Below are 21,001 nucleotides of genomic sequence, written 5' to 3'. Positions count from 1 at the left end.
AATGGCCGCTGTTTCGCCCGCTTTTAAGGCGGTTTTATCACTCACAATGCTAATGGTCGGCACCACGGTATCCACTGTCATCGACACTTGCGTGGCTGCGGTATTGTTGTTACCTGCCGCATCAGTAAACTTCCCTGCGGCCACATCTATGGTTGCCGCTGTGGTGCTGGACGCCGTTGGTGTAAAGGTTGCGGTGTAGCTGGTACCACTGCCGCTAAAGCCCGAGAGCGTGCCACCCGCAACCGTGACATCCGATTCAGTGAAAGTCGTGCTGCTTTCAGACAGCGTAAAGGTGATGGTCGCTGTTTCACCATCAAGCAGTGCTGTTTTATTGCTACTTATAGATACGGATGGGGCAACATTGTCCAAAGTCACAGTCGTTGAAGCGGCCGTAGATGTATTTCCAGCAGTATCTGTTTGTGTTGCGTTAACAGTTAAACTACCGTTCGACAATGAACTTACATCTAACTCAGAACCACTAATTGTCCAGCTACCTGAACCATCCGCAGTAACTGAACGACTGACACTATTACTACCATCAGTAATAGATACTGTTACACTGGCACTTGCTTCAGCACCTGTGCCCTCAAGCAAGACATCATTGTCTTCCGAGGCGTTTATTTGACCATCTGTTTCAATCGGTGTGGTAATACTCAGCGTACTTGGCGCCGTGTTATCAATTGTCACACTCAAGCCTGCCGAAGCGCTCGACACGTTGTTATCCGCATCGGTTGCAGTTGCAGTAATAGTATGATTTACATTCGCTGTCAAAGTAGTTGTGGTCGTGATCTGCCAGCTTCCACCTGTCGCAGTACCGGAACCAATCACTGTACTACCATGTTGGTTACTATAGAGTTTTACCGTACTGCCAGATTCAGCCGTACCACTGAAAGTCAACGTGGTGTTACTGGTAATATTGTCCGTATCTGAGCTACCCGTATCTGAACTTGCCACTAAATCCGGCGTTGAAGGTGCATCTGGCGCAACGTTATCATTGACAGTAATCGTAAACGATTTTTGGAACGTTGTATCACCATCATCTGTTTGAATACAGACGATATAACTACCGGCTGAGAGTGCTGCATTGGCCTCTAAATTACTGCCATTAATTTGGAAACTACCATTGCCTGTACTTGCGGTACATGTACCGTTCGCACTTGAGCCTGTAGTGAGCGTATAAGTGAAGCTACTATCATCAACGTCCGTGGTTGAGAGCGCCCCAATATTATAATTGGCCGCAGTATCAGATTGATCTACTGAGCTATTATCTAAACTAATATCAGTAGGCGCATCGTTTACAGGTGTTATCGTGACCGAGGCTTGATTAGTACCTGTGCTGTTCGATGTACCATCATTAAAGGTATAGTTAAGCGTGACACTGGTGCTTGGATTTTCGGACGTATTCGAATAGGTAATTGTTTGTAGCACACTATCAACTAACGCTGACGTTGCGTTGCTGTTAAAGGTGAGCTTTAAGGTACCAGCCGAGTTTGTTGTCACTGTGCCAACTTCTACACTGTTGTAACTAAAGGTGCCGCTTTCCGTCAGCGCTGATAACAGCCCTGAATTACCAAAGACATCGTCTGAATTTGCCCCGCCACTACGCACTATAGTTAACGACGCATTGTTGTAATTGCCATTACTCGAGTTAAGTGCATCGAGTTCAGTGTCGGCAACTGTAACATCTGAATCAATAACCACGGCTGAGCCACCTTCAGTGAAGGTAGAGGTACCATTTAAGTTACTGAAAGTCGGTTTTTCATTGTACGCAATAAGGGTAATTAGTGTATCGCTGCCACTGTCTGCCACCGTAAAATCTAACGTGCTGCCCGGTGAGTTAGTCAGCGATATCGAGATCTCAGCTGAGCTAAAGTCCGTTGCATTGGTATCAACTTCTAATGTGCTGTTACCATTAAATCTCACATTACTCGTAGATAATCCAGTCACGCCTGTTACTGTGATGGTATCGCCGATAGCCAAATCCGTGATGGTATCGCCGTTAAGGTTACTTGCGCTACCAATGAAGTTGTCGTTGCCACCATTACCCGTTAACGAGTCTGTTCCGTCACCAGGGCGTAACGTATCTGCACCGCTACCGCCAACAAAGGTATCACTACCATTTAGGTCAGTTGCGCTAATATTTAACGTATCACCGCTAAATGCACTAGCATTAATCGATAACGCATTGGTGATAGCACTTCCCGTAGTATTCGTGATTGCTACAGCTTGGCCATCACTATTAAAGTTATCTGTCAGCATAATGGTAAAGGCACTGTTTGTGCCTATGGCCACAGTTTCAATCGCAGAAACTGTCTCTGATGAGAAATCAAAAGTCCCCCCATCCATTAGTTTTAGCGTTTCACTGCCACCAGAGCCTGTGAATGAGCTGAAATCATTGAGATTTGCCGAGTCGATTGCAACACTCGCACCTGAAAGTAAACTCAGTGTGCCAATATTTAAAAAGCCACCGCCGCTCACATCAGCACCGTCCGACACAGTCACAGTGTCAGCAACAGAAGCCTCGCCAATTAAAGTGCCTGAGTAACTTGCACCGCCCAGCGCGAATGTTACTGCGTCCGTTGATGACCCTGCTGTTACGCTCACCGTGCTACTTACTGTAATGGTGCGGCTATTGGTCGAGTCATCGCCAACATCATAATTCTCAACTGCACTGAAAGTGGTAAAACTACCGTCACCAGAAATGTTTATTGTTTCGCTGCCTGCCGCCGTCACGGTTCCACTAAACGCACTGTGCTGCGAAGCTGTCATGGACACATTGGCGCCACTGGCTAAAGTCAAATTGGCAATATTGTTCAGTGTTGCAGAGGTGATATTGGCGCTAGAAGACATGGCGAGCGTGTCTGAAGCACTGCTTTCCCCCGTTAACGTGCCGGTGTATGTTAATGATCCAACATCAAAAGTAATGGCGTCCGTCGAAGACGTGGCAGAAACAGAAGTACCTGCTGCACCAAGCGTAATTGTCCGGCTGTTACTTGAATCGTCATTAACTGAGAAAGTTTCAATATTAGATAACGTGGTAAAACTGCCGTCACCGGTAATGGTAATAGTTTCGTTACCCGCAGCGGTGATTGTACCTGCAAACTTTGACGGGTGAGTGGCTTTCATGGTTACTGAGGCGCCACTTGCCAAAGTTAAGTTTTCGAAATTAACGATTGTGGCACTAGAGATATCAGCACCGCTCGAAAGACTGAGCGTGTCGGTTCCACCAGCAGGGTTTAAGGTACCCGTAATAGTTAAGCTGCCCGCATTGATGGTGTCGTTACCAGAACTACCCGTAATATTTTGACTAGCGCTAGATAAAGTGACGGTATTTGCTGCACCTAACACGTAAGTTTCAATACTGCTTGCGGCAGTAAAACCATCTGTTGCGGTAGAAATAGTAATTTGTTCTGTGCCCGCACCGCTAATAGTGGAGAAACTATCATGCTGCGTTTCTGTCATGGTTACTGAGGCGCCGCTCTCTAACGAAAGTGTTTCAAATGCACTTACTGTAGCACCAGCGATATTTGCGCCACTTGCCAGCTCTAAGGTATCGCTGCTACTACTGCCAGCCAATGTGCCAGATGCGGTTACTGCGCCGGTTTTAACCGTTATAGCACTACTGCCCCCTGTCACGTTTTGTGATGCACTACCTAAAGTGAAAGTCAGTGCGGCATTGAGCACATAAGTTTCAATGTCGGCATCACCTGAAAGCAAACCATCGCCATCGGCACTACTAATGGTGAACTGATTCGTACCTGCACCATTAATGGTGGTAAAAGCTTCATGCTGCGTCTCAGAAAGGGTAACAGACGCGCCACTATCTGGGGTTAACGTTTCAAAATTCGTTAATGAGGTGAACCCAGTTAAATCTGAACCAGTCGGTACAGACAAAGTATCCGTTCCTGCGCCACCATCTGCCGTAGAGCCGGTAATATGACTGGTACTCGCTATCGTCAGTGTTTCATCACCACTGCCAAAAATAATAGCAGGTGAAAGGTTCGTGCCCGTTGTTGTATTAAAACTAGCAGCGGTAGAACTTGCTGCGTTCACATCTGAAACACTAATAGTTGAGGTACGTGACGTACTGCTGTTAGTACCATCACTGACGATAACTGTGATTGTTCTTGCGGTGGTATTTGGGGTGCTCGCTTTATTATTGTATTTTACAGATTGTAAAAAAGTCGCTACTGCTGATGTTGTTGCACTCAGGCTACTAATCGTGGTTTCGAGCGAGCCATTTACGTCCGATGCGCCCGATGTTCCTTTAAGTGTATCAATTGCCGAACCAGAGATGTAGATACCCTCATCTGTATCGCCCTGAGAGTTAGATAAGCTTATTGTAATTGAAGTAATCGTATCGCCATCGACATCCGTGACACTCGCAGAAGGCGCGATATTTACCCCACCGCTACCCTCAGAAAACGAAGCCGTCGTGTCGTTACCACCACTGCCTTGTAAATCCACCACTGGCTTACTGTTTACGGCAGTTGAATTAATGCTACTTTCTACAGCACTCCCTGTAGCGTTAGCATTTTGCGGTGTTACCTCAAAGCTGATGAATTTACCTTCTTGGCTTGATGTTAACGTGAAGGTTTGTGACGTTGCACCGCTTATCGCGGCTTTGTTTGCGCCACCACTGCTATCAGAGGCATACCATTTAAAGGTAGTGCCACTTTCCGTATCACCATCGCTATCGCTATAAGTATAAGAACCAGTTAAGGTTTGCCCAACAGCTAGCGTACCACTAAAAGACACGGCACTTGCAGTTGGTGCGCTATCAGGCGCTGTTACCGCAGTTGGGTTAATTGCGCTTGATACTGCTGTCCCTGTTGCCTTACTATTCTTTGGTGTCACTTCAAAACTAATAAACTTACCGACTTGGCTAGCGGTAAGCGTAAAAGTTTGTGATGTAGCACCACTAATCGCAGTTTTACCTGAACCACTAGAATTATTAGAAGCGTACCATTTAAACGTAGTACCGCTTTGGGTATCACCGTTTGCATCGGCATAGGTATAAGATCCAGTTAATGTCTGCCCTACTTGTAAGTTACCGCTAAAGGATACGTTACTTGCTGTTGGAGGAGAGTCACCTTGGCAGTCTGCATCGCTGTTACATGCCGGATAAATGGAATTGCCAGTATACCAACAAACATTACTGATACAACGTGGATCAGCCGCAGCATTGGTTTTTGCCAGCGCTTTCGCGCCTCCAATAAATACAGGGCTTGGACTTTCGTAACTAAATGTATTTGTCAATTGTCCCATTGTGGTTTTTATTAACTTTGATTTCTGATTGAAGCGCTTTGCTGCGCTTAAAAAAGCATCTAAATCAAATTTAGCCGTTGCCGCCGCTTTGTCCTCCATCAGATGTCGCATTTCGGCATCTGCAGATTCGACAATCTGCAACTCTGCACTTTGTACCGGCTGTGCATGCCACATCATAGCCCCAGCCATTGCAAAGGTAAGCAATGACGGCGTTGCCATTGACCTTGGTGCTAAACTTTTATCCGAAGATTGCTGAGACTGTTCAATTAAACTTGTAATTGCACTGGCAAGCGGGGAGACACGAAATGACTGCGACATAGAGAATCCTGTTGCTTTTAATTAGTAACCATAATCCTTGCGGGCATTAGCATAGTTGTACAACTACCCCTTACCCAAGAGCACTTAATAATTATAAGTACCCTATTTAAAAATAGGTGTTATGAGAAAAATATCCACTTTGGTTGTAACATAATTATCTTGCTGTAACTATTACACACCATTACATCAACGCCAATAATATATTAATTCAAAAAGTAAACACTTGGCTCACCTCTTCTGCATCCCAAGCAAAGATATGCGGGCCAACGCTATCAGCAAGCAGCTCAAGATCATAAATTTGTGCCACATCGTCACTAAATTGCAGTTGCGCTACCACCTCTCCGCTACGTAAATCAATCGCCAATACGCCGCTGGCGATGTCATCTAGCTTGTTCAAAAGCGGCATATCTGTGTTTCGTTCGCTGCCATCTTTTGCTGGCCTTAACCTAGATAAACCAAGCAATGCGAGGTCACCAAGACATTTTAACCCTCGGGTAAATCCCGGATATTCACCAACACACGTTAAACGCATTTCTTCTCGATTATCTGCATATGGATTATCAATACACCACAACTTACCAGCACCAGATTCACAAAAGTACAGCTTACCTTGGTGTAAGCGAGGCGTATGAGGCAAGCTTAAACCATCAGCGACAATTTGATTATCCATTACACGCATAATAATCCCTGTAAAGCTGTTCTTACTACGCCATGAGTTGGGTTTGTCACTGGTGGTAAAACTGCTAATAAAGGCAGGTTGGCCATTTTCAAGAGCCATACCGTTGAGATGACAGCGGTCTTCCGGTTTAAGCTCAGAAATAAAGGGAGGTTGCCAAATTGGTGCAAAGCTTTTACCTACCTTCACCGCCGCAATACAGCTAAAACTACTGTTTACAAACAACAAATTGTCGGCGGTGTATGCCATATCATGAGTGTTTAAAAACCCTGTCACTACAGAGCTACTTGGCAAAAATATGGTGTCGCTATTTTTAGCAACTTCATTTAAGGCTTTATGGGCACTTGGATTTTCAACTCGACGATACTGCAACAGTTGACCATACGCGGCCAGCGTTAATTCATCTTGTTTTGCGTTGAGAGCGATACCCAGTAGGCGCGGGACAAACACTGAAGTTACTTGGATTTCAACACCATCACTACTACTCAAAACAACCAAACTATTTGCACTATAGGAGCTTAACAATAAGCTCGCATTCATGGCTTTTAATAATGGCGCAAATCGCTCGCAATACTTAACTGCAAATGTGCTCAAGGTGTCCGGAGCTGCAGCTATTTCAGAATCATCTAGGTCCGTACTATTCAACACCTACCTCTCCATCTTAGTATTGTTGTCTTTTTAGGTAAAAGCTTGGCTATTTACGATTGCTTGGGGGTACCACATCATTCTCTCATAAGGTGCTGTAATTTCAACTGTTTTAAAACCAAGTTTTAAATACAACCGCTTTGCGGCAACATTTAATTGCTGTACCGATAAATGCATTGGCACCTTTAACTGACTCGCTGAATACATAAACGACCGCAGCACCGCCTCACCTAAACCATGTCCCCGCGCTTTATGTAAAAACGCAATATCAATTAAATGCACCCTATTGTGTTCAAAATCCAATACTGCGCGACCAACCGCCTCATTATAGTATTCAATTATAAAATACAAGGCGTTGGGGAATTGCTCCCCATACCCCTGATCCATCGCATTGAGCTGCATAGCTATAATTGATTCGACAAAATCTTTTTCGCCTTGAATTAAACGTAAATCGTCCCGTTTTTCGTTATGGAGCTGCGCTAAAAACACCTTATCTTTTGCCACTGCAGGTCTAACATGCAGACCCGCAGGTAATTTTAACTGATTGTAATTCATATCCATTTCCTTCTAGCACTCATGCAATTAACTAATCTATTAATTGTGGTTTCTATTACTTTTAGATTCTGCAACGACATATTTAACTAACTCTTGTACCTCAAGCTCAGGGGATGAGAACTTGCGTAACAAATCCTCGATCTCTTGGCGAGAAAGCGCAGGATCAATGCTTAGTAAACTCGCTATTACACCCGATACAGCCACACTGGCGGACGAAGTCCCTGAATACGACAGGGTGCGCCCTTGAAAATTTATAAGGTAAGGCACAGGTAATATGGCATTAAACTGCTTTTTTTGCGCTGGCCAAAGCTGTCCGTTACTCAATGCATTGATTACTAACACGTTCGGCTCAGCAGCAAAACTCAGCGAATCATCAATATTAAAATATTGATTGCCGGCAGCGGCAACCACAATCGCACCTTTACCCTCACGGCCCATCGTAGTTAATGCATCTAAAGCATCTGAGACAATTTGCGGCGTAAAACGCAACGTCCATGGGCATGCAATAATATCTGCCCCTGCTGATTGAGCAAGTTGTAATGCTAATGCTAAATCAGAGCTCCAGTTTACAGCACGCTCAATTAAAATCGCTGACGCTTGCGGTGCCAGCCCTTTTGCCTGCTCGCCCACTCCCCACAGCAACGACAAACTCGCATTGCCATGATAAGGGTCATTAAATATAGTTCTTGGCTCTATTCTGGCTTTGTCAATACGCTCTCGGCGATGAACATTATAATTGAGTATAATCTTAGGTATGTTTAACGAGTCGTCATATATATTAAATGCGCTGTCGATGACGGCTATATTGACATTCTCCCCAGCCAAAAGCGGCCATTCCTTGATGTTAAGCACTGTACGTACATAGTTTTGGGGCGCGGTATATCTGGTCTCGTTACTTTCGCTACGCGCTTTTTCACCACGCGCGGCTGTAATTTTGAGCTGAAGAAAGTCCGGCTCCGCCAATAGAACACCAGGGACGTGCCTTAATTTTACCATTGCATTTATTACCGCTTGGGGGTTTGATAACTGCACTACAGTCCACATGGTGTGGTCATTCAGCTTCAAGATAGGCATTTGTGGCGTATCTTTAAAATCATCTAAGTTAGATAAGTTTAGTGTTTTCTCATGCTTAACAAGCAAACGCCCCGCTATCCGCAACAAAAAGCCGTTTAATTTGGGGTGTGTATAATGTGGAAAGCCGTCACTAACCTCAACTAAATGTAATGTTACTGGGTTACTTCGATAATCAACAACAAGCTTACTGGGCCAGCTTTCTTCTCCATGTAAGAAAATCGGCGACAGTAAAATCAAAATTAACAGTATATTTTTCATTGTAACCAATTAAAATTTCGCCACGTTTAGGCGCATACAACTAAAAAACAAAGTTGGTCCCTCTAATAGCAATAGAGCGTGTTAACTTTTGAGGTATGATTTTTTCAAATCAAAAGCTTAACAGGCAGAAGTCTAGCTACTAAGATGTCTTTCGACTTCTACCTACTCGAGATAAAAATTAATTTCTCATCGGGAACACACCCTCTATACATATGCAGAAGTTTAGCGCCAAATAGGGTTGCCTATTTTCGTGCGGGGCGCTTGTTCCAGCGTAAGATAATGCTCCTTCATCCATATAGGTGTCCGGATCGTCGGTCTTATTGTATCTAGGTATCGTAGTAGGTGGACTCGCGGCGTTGTCTCTTAAGATACTCGGCACCGCATTGATTGGATCAGACACCGACGCTGACCCTATTTGACCATATAGCTGGTGGGTGTGCGCTGGCATTTGCGTATAATTCAATGCACAGGTACCATAACCACCACCGTAACTGAGTGGTCTTGGCGTCAATCCTAGGCCTGTACCAGCAGAAATAGGAGAACACCCCTGTAATTTAGGCACTGCAAATGTCGTCCTAGCATCACCTCCATACATAGGCCCAATCACAGCATACAAGGCTTGATTTTGGGCAATATACATCAGCTGACCATTGCAGTAGGCCCAACCGTAAGGGGAATATGTGTATGGTAACATCATAATCTCACCGTAAAATGCTTCACTCATGGTTAATTCCTTAATTAGTTTCTTGGAGGGTACACGCCCGCAGTACAAATAATGAAGTTAAGTGCTAAAAAGGGGGCCATATTATTGTGCGCAGCCCCTTCCCCAGTTGAGCCAATAGCGCTATTTTTCATTGGGAACAGATTATCTGATGATTGAACCGTTACATATTGGTCGGCTGACGCTAAGACATTTCCTTGCGGTGACATTGCACTTGCAGCACTCGTCGAAACAATAAAATTATGGCTGTGCCCAGGTATCTGGGTCGAATCCAATGTCACGGTTTCTGCACCAAACATTTGTCCAAGCCCCCTTGGTGTGAGCCCAGGGCCAGTACCATTTCCAACCGCCACACGCCCACGTAAGTCTGGCAGGCCAAAGCTGCTGCGGCCATCACCACCATAGTTTGTGCCGATCAATGAGTAAAGTGCCTCATTTCCTGATATTGCTAAAATTGTTCCATAACAATATACCCACTGCTGAGGTGCGTAATTTCCAGCAAATAATGTAATTTCTGACATAAAACGAGTTGACATATTACTTTCCTTAATTGCGTTGCGGGTATAAACCTTGTAAAGCAATACAAAAATTAATTACTGTACTTGGTTGAAGATTGTTATGCGGTGCCCCTGTATCATTGCTATCAGGTTCTTCTGAAAGCGTAAATGAGCTTAGTGTCGCCGTATTATTACCAAGTGGTCCGTAGGCTGGTAAAGCATTTTCAAGCACAGGCGCAAAAATGGCAGGTTGAGAACCATTGGGAGTATTAGGCCGAACTGTGTCAGCGTCTTGAATCGTTACTTGAACTGTATGGTTATGGGTAGGTAGCTGAGCAAGCGTTAACGATACAGTCTCCATTCCCGCTTTTGTGCCTTGTACCAGACCATGAACAGGGTCGGGGTGTATCGGCATTCTTCCTCGCAGATCAGGTATGTTAAAATAGGAGGTATTATTACCTCCGAATGTATTACTGAGTAGTGAGTAAAGTGCGGGATTCTGCGAAATGGTAATTTGACTACCATCACAAAAAGCATAATTGTGAGGTGCAAATGTACACGCAAACATCTGAATATTACCAACGTATGGTTCCATAGTGATTCCTTATTGCTCTGACTTAGGTTGAATTCGGCGTGAAAAAATTATTTCTAATTCTTCATGAGAGTTTGGCGAAACAAACAACTGTGTAGTCCCCAAATCTGGATGGCTAAATTCATAGGTACCTTGATTAAAAACCACATCGTCGTTTTGGTGCTTTAAATAAAGCGCAAAAGCATCCCATTTTTCACCATGCGTTGCCGTACGCGCTACGTCCGAAATTTCAACCTCTATATCAATACCATCAACTTTTGTTTGTAACGTTTGCCCCAGCAATGTACTGAGTGTTTCAAAAGTGTATTTCTCCATTGCATCGTCCTTTGTTAATCAAGTTTCAAATACTTACTACTATTGCCAAGGCGAATTACAGTAACTCGCTTTGTTCAATACATTTCTCAATACTCGTGTTAGAACTAGATGTTTGCACCCCAGACAACACCGCTTTTAACCAATCATTTACGGTACAATCAATCACTAAGTTAATGCGGTCTTCATCACTCTGATTTTCTACACTATGAATTTGATCCGCGTTGAAGTACCAAATCTCCCCTATTTGCATAGGCATCAATTTGTCATTAACCATAAAATGGACTCGGTCTGAATATTGCAATGGGATATGCAAACGTGCGCAGCCATTGGAATAAGTTAACCCCCTATCACGATGGGGGAAAATACTTGCACCGGGAGCCAAATGCATCGCTCTAACTGATTGATATTTAAATGGTAGGCTACGTAAAATTTTTAATAATGCGGGCAATTCTTGTAACACGGGTAAGTCACACCAAGTCCCTTTACCATTTTCAATTGAAAACGTCTGCATAATTGGATGAGCATGGACATGCTCTTGCAAGGAAGTGAGCGCTAACGCAGACCAATTTCCTTGATAACATTGCTTATTGACATGCGCTATCCAAGCAGTGCTGTTTTTCAGTTTAGCTAAATCATGCTGCCAGTCATTTGCATCAAGTTGAATGGGCAGCTTTACAAAAGATACTTCTTTATCTATCACTTCTTCTGTCCTTGCCTTACATTATTATTTATTAAAACGCTTCCCCATCAACAGTTTTGATTATCTGTCGATCGTTAAACACTCCACCACTGATGACTATTTGCTCATTCCCGTCAATGCTACTTAAGCGTAGCAGCTGGTTTTGATTTTGCGGCAAGTAAGTGAATAAAAATGCACCTGACATACTGTAAACAAAAATTTCAGATTGTTGTTCAAAAACAATATGCAGGCGATCCAACGCATCTATTGTTAGCGATCTGGGCAGCTGTGTGGTGGAGTGTGTCGGGGCTGGTTCAAGGTAGATCCTTTGCAACTCTTGTAGGTCAAAGTCAACCATACGAATTGCTTCACTTCCTCGCTCTACAAGCAAAAGTACTTGCCGATTCAAATCAACAGCAAAATCTTTAAGTCCTTTTACCTGTTCAAGCAAAGGTATGGTTTTGAGTAATACTCCATTTAAGTCGTAAACATATATAGCAGCCTGGAGGTCATAGTAAACATAAAGACGTGTATCATATTGACGGACGATTAACGGCGGACAATTTACACTTATTTCCATATTGTCCACGGTAGTAATTGCTTTTTGAGGGACTTTTATTCCTAATGCAGCGAATTGTTTTAAAGACCAACGCTGCGTAGATTGGTTAAGTTTGTTGTTTGCAAGTGATAATGCAAACCCAGATTGACTATATAAACAGGCTACACCAGCTAAGGTAGTAGCGAACGATAAAAATGAACGTCTTTGCATTGAAATGGCTCCTTTTTTGCGATTATTACTATACTTAGTTCTAATTGCGAATTACAGCACATTACAAAGCCAATAATTACAATATGTTAACGAAATCATTTCGAGTAAAAAATAAAATAACTAAAAAGCCGCTAAGTGAAACTTAGCGGCTTGAAAGGATTCGCGTATTGTGGAAAGAAAGATTAAGATTCGATATCTTTAAATTCTTCAACAGACAGCTTGCCATCACCATCACGGTCTAAGCGTTCGAAGATCTGAGTCAAAGTTTCAGACACTTTCGCTTCGCTTTGGCTGATGTAGCCATCTTTATCGAGGTCATAGTCAGCAAAGTCTGCTGCCATAGCTGCGCTGCTTGCTAGTACTGCTGATACTGCTAGTAGTTGAGTTAGCTTGTTCATAGGGTGCTCCTTACTCGGCAAAGTTAGCAAATTCGGCTTCAGTCAATTGACCATCTTTATCTAGGTCAAGTTTTTCGAACTGTTCAGCGAGTGCAGCAACTACGCTTGCTTCTGCCACTGAAAGTGTGCCGTTTTTATCTGTGTCTAAATCAGCGAAGTTAACGCTTGCAGCGAATGCCACTGCACTTACTAATAAACCTAGGGTTGTTGCTAAAGTTGTGGTGATTTTCATCTTAAATTCCTCAATATTGCGATAATCGTTCAATTTTGAACCATCATGTCAGGGTGGATTCTCCACCTGTAAAAAGCATCCTGACTTGACGGCTGAATAAAAAGACTTCCATGTCCCGCCTTTTCCGTTAGCACTTAACGTCTTTAGCCTTTGAAATTGGCAAACTCGGCTTCACTTAACTCGCCGCTGTTGTCAACGTCTAAGTCTTTAAATTGTGCCATTAGCACTGGATTCGCTTTCGATTCGCTCAAACTAATGGCACCATTACCATCAACGTCGTACTTTTCGAATTCGCTTTGCGCCATACTCATTTGGCTTGTTAACGCCAGTGTTAATCCAGCTGCAGCGACTAGAGTTTTCGTTACTGTTTTCATATGACTTTCCTTCTAATGTGGGAGTCAGGTAACTAGAATTGTGATACCCGCTCAATTCGCTTCGAGTTAACTATCTCAAGAACGATGCCACTTTTTATTTCAATATAAAAAACAATAAGTTATAAAAATAAGTGGGATTTAATTCAGTTTTGATTAAGTCTAGTTGTTGCCAAATAGCAACAGCAAAATACCACTGAAGATGTGAGTTGTTTAAAATCAACAAGTTAAGCTGTCGCAAAAATGCAACAGCAAAAATGAAAGGATAAGATTGCGATGCTAACTGGCTTTAATTTAAAGCGGCTAAATTGGCTGAAACGCCTCGGCGAAGAAAAAAAATCGCTAATTTCTCGATCTTTGGTACAACAAGCGCAATTTGCCATTTTTGCTGCAACTATCCCACTTATCCTATTGACTTTGTGGTTTGCTTATTCTTTAAATCAAGCATCTTCTGACGTAAATAGAATTTACATTGAAAATCATAGTGTTGAAGTGAGTCTACGAGCATTAAGAGACACCTTAAGTAATCTTGAAAAAGCCCAAATGAACAACCAACTGCTACAAGACAACGCCTTATCGGAAACGATTCAGGCGAAATGGCAGGAAATAAAAAAATCTGCGTTGTTGCTAAAATCCCACACCGACAAACCAGCGCTTGTTGCTAAATGGCAACAGTTTATGGCTAACCTCCCTGAAGACAGCCAGACGGCACCTGACTTTTTAAAAATAAACAGCCAATTTGAACAACTTAGCACGAGTATTCGCACCTTCCTGAGCGTAAACCTCAATAAACAGCACGATGCGTTTGAGCAAACCCGCATTACTTTCTTTACTGGTTTTGCGCTACTTATTCCGGTGCTGATTGTGATGAGCCTATTTTTGGTCAGACGGCTCAGCGATAAGCTCTTCGCAATTGAAAATGCCACCACGCAACTTGGCCTAGGGCACTGGCAAGAACCCATTTCACTCAGTGGTAGCCATGAATTGCAGCAGCTAGGTAAACGCTTAGACTGGTTGCGCATCGCGCTTATTCGCCAAGAGCAAGAAAAGGAAACCTTTTTACGCCATGTCAGCCATGAGTTAAAAACGCCGCTAGCGTCGATTGTAGAGGGCAGCAGCTTACTCAGTGGTGAAGTGCTGGGTCCGCTCACTGCTCAGCAGCTGCGGGTACTTGGTATTATCACCCGTTCATCAACGCATTTAAAAAGCCTGATTGAAGATTTGCTGACTTACAGCAGCATAGCGCGCTTGGGTGGACAAGGTGAAGCAAAGGCGGTCAGTGAGCTACAAGCCGAATTAGTGCAATATTTTACGGAACAACAACGCAGCCACGAAGTGGAAATACATTGGACGATTTCGCCTGAAATTCAAACCTTGCCCTATTTACCGTGCAAACTGGCGCTTACACAACTGTTAAGCAATGCCTTAAAATTTGCCAACAGCCAAATTCAAGTACAAATTTGCGTACTCAGTCGCCAAGACAACATTGCCCAATGCCAGATCCGTGTGTTGGATGATGGCCGAGGTTTTAGCGAAACGGCCGCAGAACGCGCTTTTGAACCTTTTTACCGCGATGAAAACGAAACACATAATAGTAGCTTTGCCACAGGTCTTGGATTAGCAATTGTAGCTGAATGCGCCATTGCTCTCGGCGGCCAATGCCAAATAGTGCCAGGCCAAGGAGGCGATATCGCGATAGATTTCACTTATCATTTGACGCCAAGTGCAACACCACAAACGTCATCAGGAGTTCCGCAATGACCACCCGAAGTAAACACATCTTAAAGTTTCCAGGTCTCCTTTGGCTGGTACTGGTGAGCGGCTGTAGCAGCTTTGACTCACCAGCCACACCAGAGTTTGTAGGGCCTGCGCAGAGCAATGCGCTCCAATTCGCGCCACTAGATACAGTGATCGCTTGGCATCACGCCAGTTGCAATCACAGCGCGATTGATTTTAATGCACGTTTTGAGCGCCAAGCTGAACTACAGAACTTTTTCGAAGAATACTGCAACAGCCGCAAGTTAATAAAGCGCCAGCTGCTGCTGGAACAAATCACCAAGTTGCCAAACTGGCCACAAAGTTATCAGTATTACTTTCAGTTAATGGCGCAGCAGCTCGACGCCGCGGTTAAACAAAGTGCGCAGATCAATCTGTTAAAAGAGCAGATCAACACGTTATCCGCCAATGCCGCGGCCAACAAACAAGCGTTGCAAGCACTTAAGCAGCAACTGGCGCAAATTGAGCAAGCACGCTTAAAGGACAGCACACAACCTCAACTACCACCAGCAGGAGGCACACAATGAGCTTAGCGCGTATTTTGGTGGTAGATGACGATGTTGATTTCAGTGAACTGTTAGCCATTCGTATTGGAAGCTTTGGCTATGAGGTCAGTACCGCTCATCGTGCCACTTTGGCTTTACAGCAATTAGAACAACAGCACTTCGACTTAGTGTTAACTGACTTGCGCATGGCAAACATGGACGGCATGGCGCTGTTTACTGAGATCCGCAAACGTTTTGCCGGCCTCCCTGTGGTGATGATGACAGCACACGGCTCAATCCCTGATGCAGTTCAAGCCACCCAACAAGGTATGGCAGGTTTCTTAACTAAACCTATCGACACCCAAGCACTTCAAGACACCTTGGCGACCTGCCTTAAAGGCCGTCAGCAAGCGACTTTAAGTCAGCAAAGTGGCGAGTTTTACGGCTTATATTATCAAAGTGAAGCCATGCACCAACTGGCGCATAAATTGGCAACGCTGGCACAAAGTCACGCTAATGTGCTCATTCAAGGGGAAAGTGGCACAGGTAAGGAAGTCACCGCCAACGCCATTCACCGTGCCAGCCAAATGGCTGGCGGCCCTTTTGTCGCTATTAACTGCGGTGCAGTGCCCGCACAACTCCTTGAGTCAGAGTTATTTGGCCATGTTAAGGGGGCATTTACGGGCGCCACGCAAGATAAGCTAGGCTTAGTGCAAAGTGCTGACCGCGGCACCTTATTTTTAGACGAAATTGCCGACATGCCGCTAGAGCTGCAAGTCAAGCTACTGCGGGTCTTGCAAGAGCGTAAGGTAAGGCCGGTGGGTAGCCAACACGAGAGCAAAATCAACGTGAGGTTTTTATCTGCAAGCCATAAAGACTTGTGGCAAGCGGTGCAACAAGGTCAATTCCGTGAAGATTTGTACTATCGCCTCAACGTGGTATCAGTTACTTTACCAGCGCTGCGCGAGCGCCCGCAGGACATTCCTTATCTAGCTAATCACTTTTTACATAAACTGGCGGACAAGCAGTTTGCCCCAGCTGCCATGACGGCACTTCTTAATTACCGCTGGCCCGGTAATATTCGCCAGCTGAGCAATGTCATTGAACACTGTGTAGCACTCACCGCAGGTAAACTAATTAGCGAAAATACCGTAAGGGCCGCTTTACCTGGACAACAGGCGGAGGAGTTTCCGGGACTCAATGACGCTAAACGGCAGTTTGAACTAGACTATATCAAGAAAGTCATGAGCTTATGTCAAGGTAACGTTGCGGAAGCGGCGAAGCTGGCCAAACGCAACCGTTCTGATTTTTATAAACTTTTGAAAAAACATAATATTCCTTGCTAATCCTAAAACTGGGTGGCTGTTTATGCCGCCCAGCTGCTCTACCTGCTTGCACTCCTTTCCTTTTCGAATAAATGTTGTAAATCAAAGCGTCATTTGTAAATTTTGGGTTATACTTTTGCCGACAACAACAAAATATAAGCGGTGGAGTGCAACGATGAGAATGCGCAAAAAGCTCATTATCAGCTTCGTGCTGACAGTAATAGTACCAATCTTGGCTATTTCAATTGTGAGTATTTCACAGACTAAGCGTGAATCGCTGGAACGCTTTTATGAAACCTCGCAAAGTGAGATTGCACAAGTTGAAAACACCTTCATTATGTTCTTTGACCAAATGAAGAGTAACGCCCGCTTTTTAGCCGCAAGCCCCGTTGTTAAACAAGTACCATCCTCCACCACGCAGTATTTTGGCCCTGAAAAGCCTATGGCGCCACTTCAAGATACCCCAGAAGAAGCGGAAATCTTTAAGCTCTATCAGTCTTTTGGCGAAACCCATAAAGAACTGTTATTTGTGTACTTAGGTACTGAGCAAGGCGGGTTTTTGCAGTTTCCGGCAGAGCCTTTGGGTAACTATGACCCACGTAAACGCCCTTGGTATCAAGCGGTGAAAAACTCCAGCAGTGAGGTTGTGGTAACCGACCCGTATCAAGGGGTAACAGGCCAAGCTATGGTGTCGGTCGCAACGGCGATTAAACGCAATGGCGCGTTTGTTGGCGTGCAATCGCTTGATGTTACACTTGCAACACTCACGGATATCGTCGCCAATATCAAATTTGGCCGCACTGGTTACCTTATTCTGTTGGCTGGAGATGGTACGGTACTTGCCGACCCGCGAAATAAGGCCAATAACTTCAAACATATTAACGACATAGACACCCCGCTTTATCAAGCCATCAAAGCCAATCAAGGTAAAGTGAGTTTTGTAGTTACAGAAGGTAAAAAAGACCTCGATGCCGAGGTATACCGCTCCAAAGCCTTAAATTGGCAGTTTATTGCGGTAATTGAAACCGATGAAATTCTTGAATCCGCTTACAGTATGTCGGCAAGTATCGGTGGCATTGCCGTTATCATGCTGATCTTATTTGCTTTTATCGCTGTGATTATGGCGAATAAAATTGTTTATCCAATCGAAATGGTGTCTGAGGGGCTACGTGATATTGCCCAAGGAGAAGGCAACCTGTCAAAACGCCTCAAAGTCATAGGCAAAGACGAGATAAGCGAGCTGGCAGCCTGGTTTAATCAGTTTTTAGATTCTATCAATACGCTAGTTCGAGATATCCAAACCAATGCCAAGACCCTCAACGCTGAGTCGCATAAATCACAAAATCAGATAAATGACATCCGTAAACAAAGCCATCATCAGGCCCGCTCCGCTCAAGAAGCTGCCGATACAACGCAGTCCGTTGAGCAAATGGCGCAAAATGTCAGTAGTAGTTGCCAAGATGCGCTGGCTGAAATCAACGCTACCGACAACCATACGCAAAAAGGTAACCATCTGATAAGCGGTACAGTAACTCAAGTAGCAAAGCTCAATGAATCGCTGAGTGTGTCGGCTAAAGCCATGGATCAACTTGAAAGCGAAAGTAACAACATCACCAATATTCTTGGCGTGATCCGCGCTATTGCAGAGCAAACCAATCTCCTCGCGCTCAATGCCGCCATTGAAGCTGCTAGAGCGGGCGAACAAGGTCGAGGTTTTGCCGTGGTCGCGGATGAGGTACGTACCTTAGCACAGCGCTCACACGATGCTACCCAAGAAATTGAACAGGTATTGACTAAGCTTATTGAACGTACTCGGCATGTTTCGCAGCAAATGACACAAAGTGTCGGCGAGTCGAAGCAGGCAATTGCAGAATCAGAACAAGCCCATCAAGCGTTTGATGACATTGCCCGTTCAGTTTCTTCGGTCAAACGCATCATCGGAGATATTTCTCGTGAAGCTGACCAGCAAGGGCAAGCTGCGGGCGACACCCATAGGCAGATCCAAGGTGTAAGTGCTTCGGTGCAACAAGTGGGCGCGGCAACCGATGCACTGTCGCACGGTGCTGAACAGCTGGTGGAACTGGCCAATGCGCTGGACCAATTGGTCGGCCGTTTCCATATTGATTAACTCGCCTTCAAGCCTGCTCTGACAGCATGACTTCCTCGCTAATAGCTTGTTTGAACAAGCTATTAGCGAGGAAGTCAATACAAACCGCTTACTTTATTAACATCAACTATTGTTAAAATAGGTATTTTGTCATAATAGTGTCATCTTGTTGCGTCATCATAGCTAACATAAATTAGTATATTTACTCGGTTAGTTGCAGATGTTGTTTGACGGCGTCATGGCTGACAAAGCTGGTTTTACTGCCCCCAGCGCACGTCACCATGTCAAATTTGATCATACCCCAATTTATCCACCGCGTTTTATTGCAGAGGGCGGCACATTGCATTGTGAATGTGAATTACCTTTTGATGCAGCTTTGGGAGATCAACTGGTTGTCAATGCTACCGCGGTAAAATCACGGCGCAGCAATTTCAGTGCAACCGTAACTATTAATGAGGCATTGCTCAATGCCAAAGCCGTGGCAATGCAGCTGGCGGGAAGCGGTTTATCGGGTGAATATGTGTTGCAATTGAATTTACATGGTCGCCATGGCGCGATTAAAAACAGCAATAGCTTCTCAGTCACGGTATTAGCCGTTGAGTCGAGTGGCTCTGTGCCATCCGCCTCGTCCCTTAGTTCCCCTTGGATCAGTAGAGTTAAGCGGCACGCTGCGCACTGCGTTGTCGCTTTTCTCTCTGTTTTTTAGAAGGTTAACGTTTTCTATGCGATTAGATTTAGCTTGGAAAACTGATTTTACCCATCGCCACGTTTAATACCGACGCTTCGCCTTGTCTTGGTACGCACAAACTCTCGTTTGCCAGCAGTGCAAACAAAATCGCTTCTTTGGCATCGGGGTTAACTCCCAACTGAGATGTGGTGGTAAAGTGAATACGCTTATCAAGACGCGCAATAATACGCGCCACTAACTCAGGATTAGATGCACCACCACCACTGGCGTAAACACTTAGATTTGGCCTTTGTAACGCAAGCTCAGAGATAGCCTCTGCCACCAGCCAAGCAGAAAATTCCGTTAAAGTGCTAACCACATCCTGATGCGAGAGCAACGTGGTATTGGTTTGCGCTTGGGCTTGCGCCAACAATGCGAGATTAAACACTTCAGGGCCTGTGGATTTAGGCAATGCACGATGGCAAAAGTCATGGTTGCAAAGCGCCGCAAGTAACTCTTGGTGGACGCTGCCAGCACGAGCCAAAGCGCCGTCTTTATCATAAGGTAAAGCAAGATGGGTGCGTACGTAAGCATCAATCATAGTGTTGGCAGGCCCGAGATCTGAGCAAAGCACAGACTCAAGTGCCCCATTGGCCGGTAACAAAGTTAAATTCGCAATACCGCCAAGGTTAAGTAATACACGGTGTTCAGTGGCGTCGCTGAATAACAAATGGTCGCCATAAATTGCTAGCGGTGCACCTTCCCCACCAACCGCAATATGCTTTTGGCGAAAATCGCTTAAGGTGGTGATCCCCGTCGTTACGGCTAAATGGTCTGCATCACCAATTTGCAAAGTGGCGTGACCAAATTGTGCCAAGCCGTGCTGGTGCTTCGGACAGTGAAATATGGTTTGACCATGACTGGCAATACAATCAACCGTTTGGGCGTCCACTTGCCACTTGGCAAGACAGCTATTGACCATTTCGCCATGTAAACGCCCAAGCCAAGCGTTGACTAAAGTCAGCTGTTGGAGTGACACCTCAGCTTTAGAAAACACACTGAGTATGGTCGCTTTTTCGTCCTGACTATAGGCCAGGGTTTCAAATGCCAAGAGTTCGCACTGAGTTTGATTGCCACACCCAGTAAGTCGACACAGCGCGACATCTAAGCCATCTAACGAAGTGCCGCTCATCAAGCCTATAATTAGACGGTGTGGCGCATCAGCGCACTGGCTTAAGCGTTTAAGATGTGGGTGCATAACTAAAAACTCCTT

The 21,001-nt window shown here is 44.7% G+C and carries 19 protein-coding genes; 5 read left to right on the top strand and 14 right to left on the bottom strand.

Translation table 11 applies throughout. The features are described from left to right. The 13 genes from ACFOEE_RS03670 to ACFOEE_RS03610 all read right to left on the bottom strand — a co-directional run. A partial coding sequence (locus ACFOEE_RS03670; protein WP_377121031.1) for a beta strand repeat-containing protein occupies positions 1-5,586 on the bottom strand: 5,586 nt, incomplete at its 3' end. Positions 5,587-5,794: 208 nt separating this feature from the next. After that, positions 5,795-6,910, bottom strand: coding sequence for a TIGR03032 family protein (locus ACFOEE_RS03665; protein ID WP_377121029.1), 1,116 nt, complete (start codon positions 6,908-6,910; stop codon positions 5,795-5,797). Positions 6,911-6,940: 30 nt separating this feature from the next. Beyond that, the gene (locus ACFOEE_RS03660; protein WP_377121027.1) at positions 6,941-7,462 is read right to left on the bottom strand and encodes a GNAT family N-acetyltransferase; all 522 of its coding nucleotides are present in this window, start codon (positions 7,460-7,462) and stop codon (positions 6,941-6,943) included. 39 nt (positions 7,463-7,501) lie between these two features. Further along, a complete protein-coding gene (locus ACFOEE_RS03655; protein WP_377121025.1) occupies positions 7,502-8,794 on the bottom strand; it encodes a S8 family serine peptidase in 1,293 nt (430 codons plus the stop codon). A 178-nt stretch (positions 8,795-8,972) separates the two neighbouring features. Then, entirely contained in the window at positions 8,973-9,491 is a 519-nt protein-coding gene (locus ACFOEE_RS03650; protein ID WP_377121023.1) for a phage tail protein, read from the bottom strand. A 41-nt stretch (positions 9,492-9,532) separates the two neighbouring features. After that, entirely contained in the window at positions 9,533-10,051 is a 519-nt protein-coding gene (locus ACFOEE_RS03645) for a phage tail protein (protein ID WP_377121021.1), read from the bottom strand. A 10-nt stretch (positions 10,052-10,061) separates the two neighbouring features. Then, positions 10,062-10,607 carry a phage tail protein gene (locus ACFOEE_RS03640; RefSeq protein ID WP_377121019.1) on the bottom strand — a complete coding sequence of 182 codons (546 nt, stop codon included), beginning with the start codon at positions 10,605-10,607 and terminating at the stop codon, positions 10,062-10,064. A gap of 9 nt (positions 10,608-10,616) precedes the next feature. After that, a complete protein-coding gene (locus ACFOEE_RS03635; protein ID WP_377121017.1) occupies positions 10,617-10,919 on the bottom strand; it encodes a DUF6916 family protein in 303 nt (100 codons plus the stop codon). 55 nt (positions 10,920-10,974) lie between these two features. Further along, a complete protein-coding gene (locus ACFOEE_RS03630) occupies positions 10,975-11,619 on the bottom strand; it encodes an aspartyl/asparaginyl beta-hydroxylase domain-containing protein (RefSeq protein ID WP_377121015.1) in 645 nt (214 codons plus the stop codon). Positions 11,620-11,650: 31 nt separating this feature from the next. Further along, entirely contained in the window at positions 11,651-12,367 is a 717-nt protein-coding gene (locus ACFOEE_RS03625) for a hypothetical protein (protein ID WP_377121013.1), read from the bottom strand. A gap of 182 nt (positions 12,368-12,549) precedes the next feature. After that, positions 12,550-12,765, bottom strand: a complete 216-nt coding sequence (locus ACFOEE_RS03620; RefSeq protein ID WP_377121011.1) for an EF-hand domain-containing protein — start codon at positions 12,763-12,765, stop codon at positions 12,550-12,552. Between the two features lie 10 nt (positions 12,766-12,775). After that, positions 12,776-12,997 carry a crotonobetainyl-CoA--carnitine CoA-transferase gene (locus ACFOEE_RS03615; protein ID WP_377121009.1) on the bottom strand — a complete coding sequence of 74 codons (222 nt, stop codon included), beginning with the start codon at positions 12,995-12,997 and terminating at the stop codon, positions 12,776-12,778. 143 nt (positions 12,998-13,140) lie between these two features. Next, complete coding sequence (locus ACFOEE_RS03610; protein WP_377121007.1) at positions 13,141-13,371, bottom strand: EF-hand domain-containing protein; 231 nt, start codon at positions 13,369-13,371, stop codon at positions 13,141-13,143. Positions 13,372-13,644: 273 nt separating this feature from the next. Between ACFOEE_RS03610 and ACFOEE_RS03605 the strand changes: the two genes are divergently transcribed. The 5 genes from ACFOEE_RS03605 (at position 13,645) to ACFOEE_RS03585 (ending at position 19,767) form a co-directional block, all read left to right on the top strand. Continuing rightward, the gene (locus tag ACFOEE_RS03605; protein ID WP_377121004.1) at positions 13,645-15,129 is read left to right on the top strand and encodes a sensor histidine kinase; all 1,485 of its coding nucleotides are present in this window, start codon (positions 13,645-13,647) and stop codon (positions 15,127-15,129) included. Continuing rightward, positions 15,126-15,671, top strand: coding sequence for a hypothetical protein (locus ACFOEE_RS03600; protein ID WP_377121002.1), 546 nt, complete (start codon positions 15,126-15,128; stop codon positions 15,669-15,671). The genes ACFOEE_RS03605 and ACFOEE_RS03600 overlap by 4 nt, the downstream gene beginning before the upstream one ends. Next, a complete protein-coding gene (locus ACFOEE_RS03595; RefSeq protein ID WP_377121000.1) occupies positions 15,668-16,975 on the top strand; it encodes a sigma-54-dependent transcriptional regulator in 1,308 nt (435 codons plus the stop codon). The genes ACFOEE_RS03600 and ACFOEE_RS03595 overlap by 4 nt, the downstream gene beginning before the upstream one ends. Before the next feature lie 154 nt (positions 16,976-17,129). Continuing rightward, positions 17,130-19,082 (top strand): methyl-accepting chemotaxis protein, encoded by a 1,953-nt coding sequence (locus tag ACFOEE_RS03590; protein ID WP_377120998.1) that lies wholly within the window; start codon positions 17,130-17,132, stop codon positions 19,080-19,082. Between the two features lie 217 nt (positions 19,083-19,299). After that, complete coding sequence (locus ACFOEE_RS03585; RefSeq protein WP_377120996.1) at positions 19,300-19,767, top strand: hypothetical protein; 468 nt, start codon at positions 19,300-19,302, stop codon at positions 19,765-19,767. A gap of 28 nt (positions 19,768-19,795) precedes the next feature. Here ACFOEE_RS03585 and ACFOEE_RS03580 read toward each other — a convergent pair whose 3' ends face one another. Further along, positions 19,796-20,986, bottom strand: a complete 1,191-nt coding sequence (locus ACFOEE_RS03580) for an anhydro-N-acetylmuramic acid kinase (RefSeq protein ID WP_377120994.1) — start codon at positions 20,984-20,986, stop codon at positions 19,796-19,798. Between the last annotated feature and the right edge of the window lie 15 nt (positions 20,987-21,001).

Source organism: Pseudoalteromonas fenneropenaei, from assembly GCF_042643375.1.
Classification (GTDB): Bacteria; Pseudomonadota; Gammaproteobacteria; order Enterobacterales; family Alteromonadaceae; genus Pseudoalteromonas; species Pseudoalteromonas fenneropenaei.
The sequence above is the reverse complement of the archived record's forward strand: the minus strand, read 5'-3'. Positions and strand labels throughout refer to the sequence as shown.

Excerpts from the sequence above, each read along its gene's own strand:
- ACFOEE_RS03660 (WP_377121027.1), bottom strand. The coding sequence starts at position 7,462 with ATGAATTACAATCAGTTAAAATTACCTGCGGGTCTGCATGTTAGACCT.
- ACFOEE_RS03655 (WP_377121025.1), bottom strand. The coding sequence starts at position 8,794 with ATGAAAAATATACTGTTAATTTTGATTTTACTGTCGCCGATTTTCTTA.
- ACFOEE_RS03650 (WP_377121023.1), bottom strand. The coding sequence starts at position 9,491 with ATGATGTTACCATACACATATTCCCCTTACGGTTGGGCCTACTGCAAT.
- ACFOEE_RS03645 (WP_377121021.1), bottom strand. The coding sequence starts at position 10,051 with ATGTCAACTCGTTTTATGTCAGAAATTACATTATTTGCTGGAAATTAC.
- ACFOEE_RS03640 (WP_377121019.1), bottom strand. The coding sequence starts at position 10,607 with ATGGAACCATACGTTGGTAATATTCAGATGTTTGCGTGTACATTTGCA.
- ACFOEE_RS03635 (WP_377121017.1), bottom strand. The coding sequence starts at position 10,919 with ATGGAGAAATACACTTTTGAAACACTCAGTACATTGCTGGGGCAAACG.
- ACFOEE_RS03625 (WP_377121013.1), bottom strand. The coding sequence starts at position 12,367 with ATGCAAAGACGTTCATTTTTATCGTTCGCTACTACCTTAGCTGGTGTA.
- ACFOEE_RS03620 (WP_377121011.1), bottom strand. The coding sequence starts at position 12,765 with ATGAACAAGCTAACTCAACTACTAGCAGTATCAGCAGTACTAGCAAGC.
- ACFOEE_RS03615 (WP_377121009.1), bottom strand. The coding sequence starts at position 12,997 with ATGAAAATCACCACAACTTTAGCAACAACCCTAGGTTTATTAGTAAGT.
- ACFOEE_RS03610 (WP_377121007.1), bottom strand. The coding sequence starts at position 13,371 with ATGAAAACAGTAACGAAAACTCTAGTCGCTGCAGCTGGATTAACACTG.
- ACFOEE_RS03605 (WP_377121004.1), top strand. The coding sequence starts at position 13,645 with ATGCTAACTGGCTTTAATTTAAAGCGGCTAAATTGGCTGAAACGCCTC.
- ACFOEE_RS03600 (WP_377121002.1), top strand. The coding sequence starts at position 15,126 with ATGACCACCCGAAGTAAACACATCTTAAAGTTTCCAGGTCTCCTTTGG.
- ACFOEE_RS03595 (WP_377121000.1), top strand. The coding sequence starts at position 15,668 with ATGAGCTTAGCGCGTATTTTGGTGGTAGATGACGATGTTGATTTCAGT.
- ACFOEE_RS03590 (WP_377120998.1), top strand. The coding sequence starts at position 17,130 with ATGAGAATGCGCAAAAAGCTCATTATCAGCTTCGTGCTGACAGTAATA.
- ACFOEE_RS03585 (WP_377120996.1), top strand. The coding sequence starts at position 19,300 with ATGGCTGACAAAGCTGGTTTTACTGCCCCCAGCGCACGTCACCATGTC.
- ACFOEE_RS03580 (WP_377120994.1), bottom strand. The coding sequence starts at position 20,986 with ATGCACCCACATCTTAAACGCTTAAGCCAGTGCGCTGATGCGCCACAC.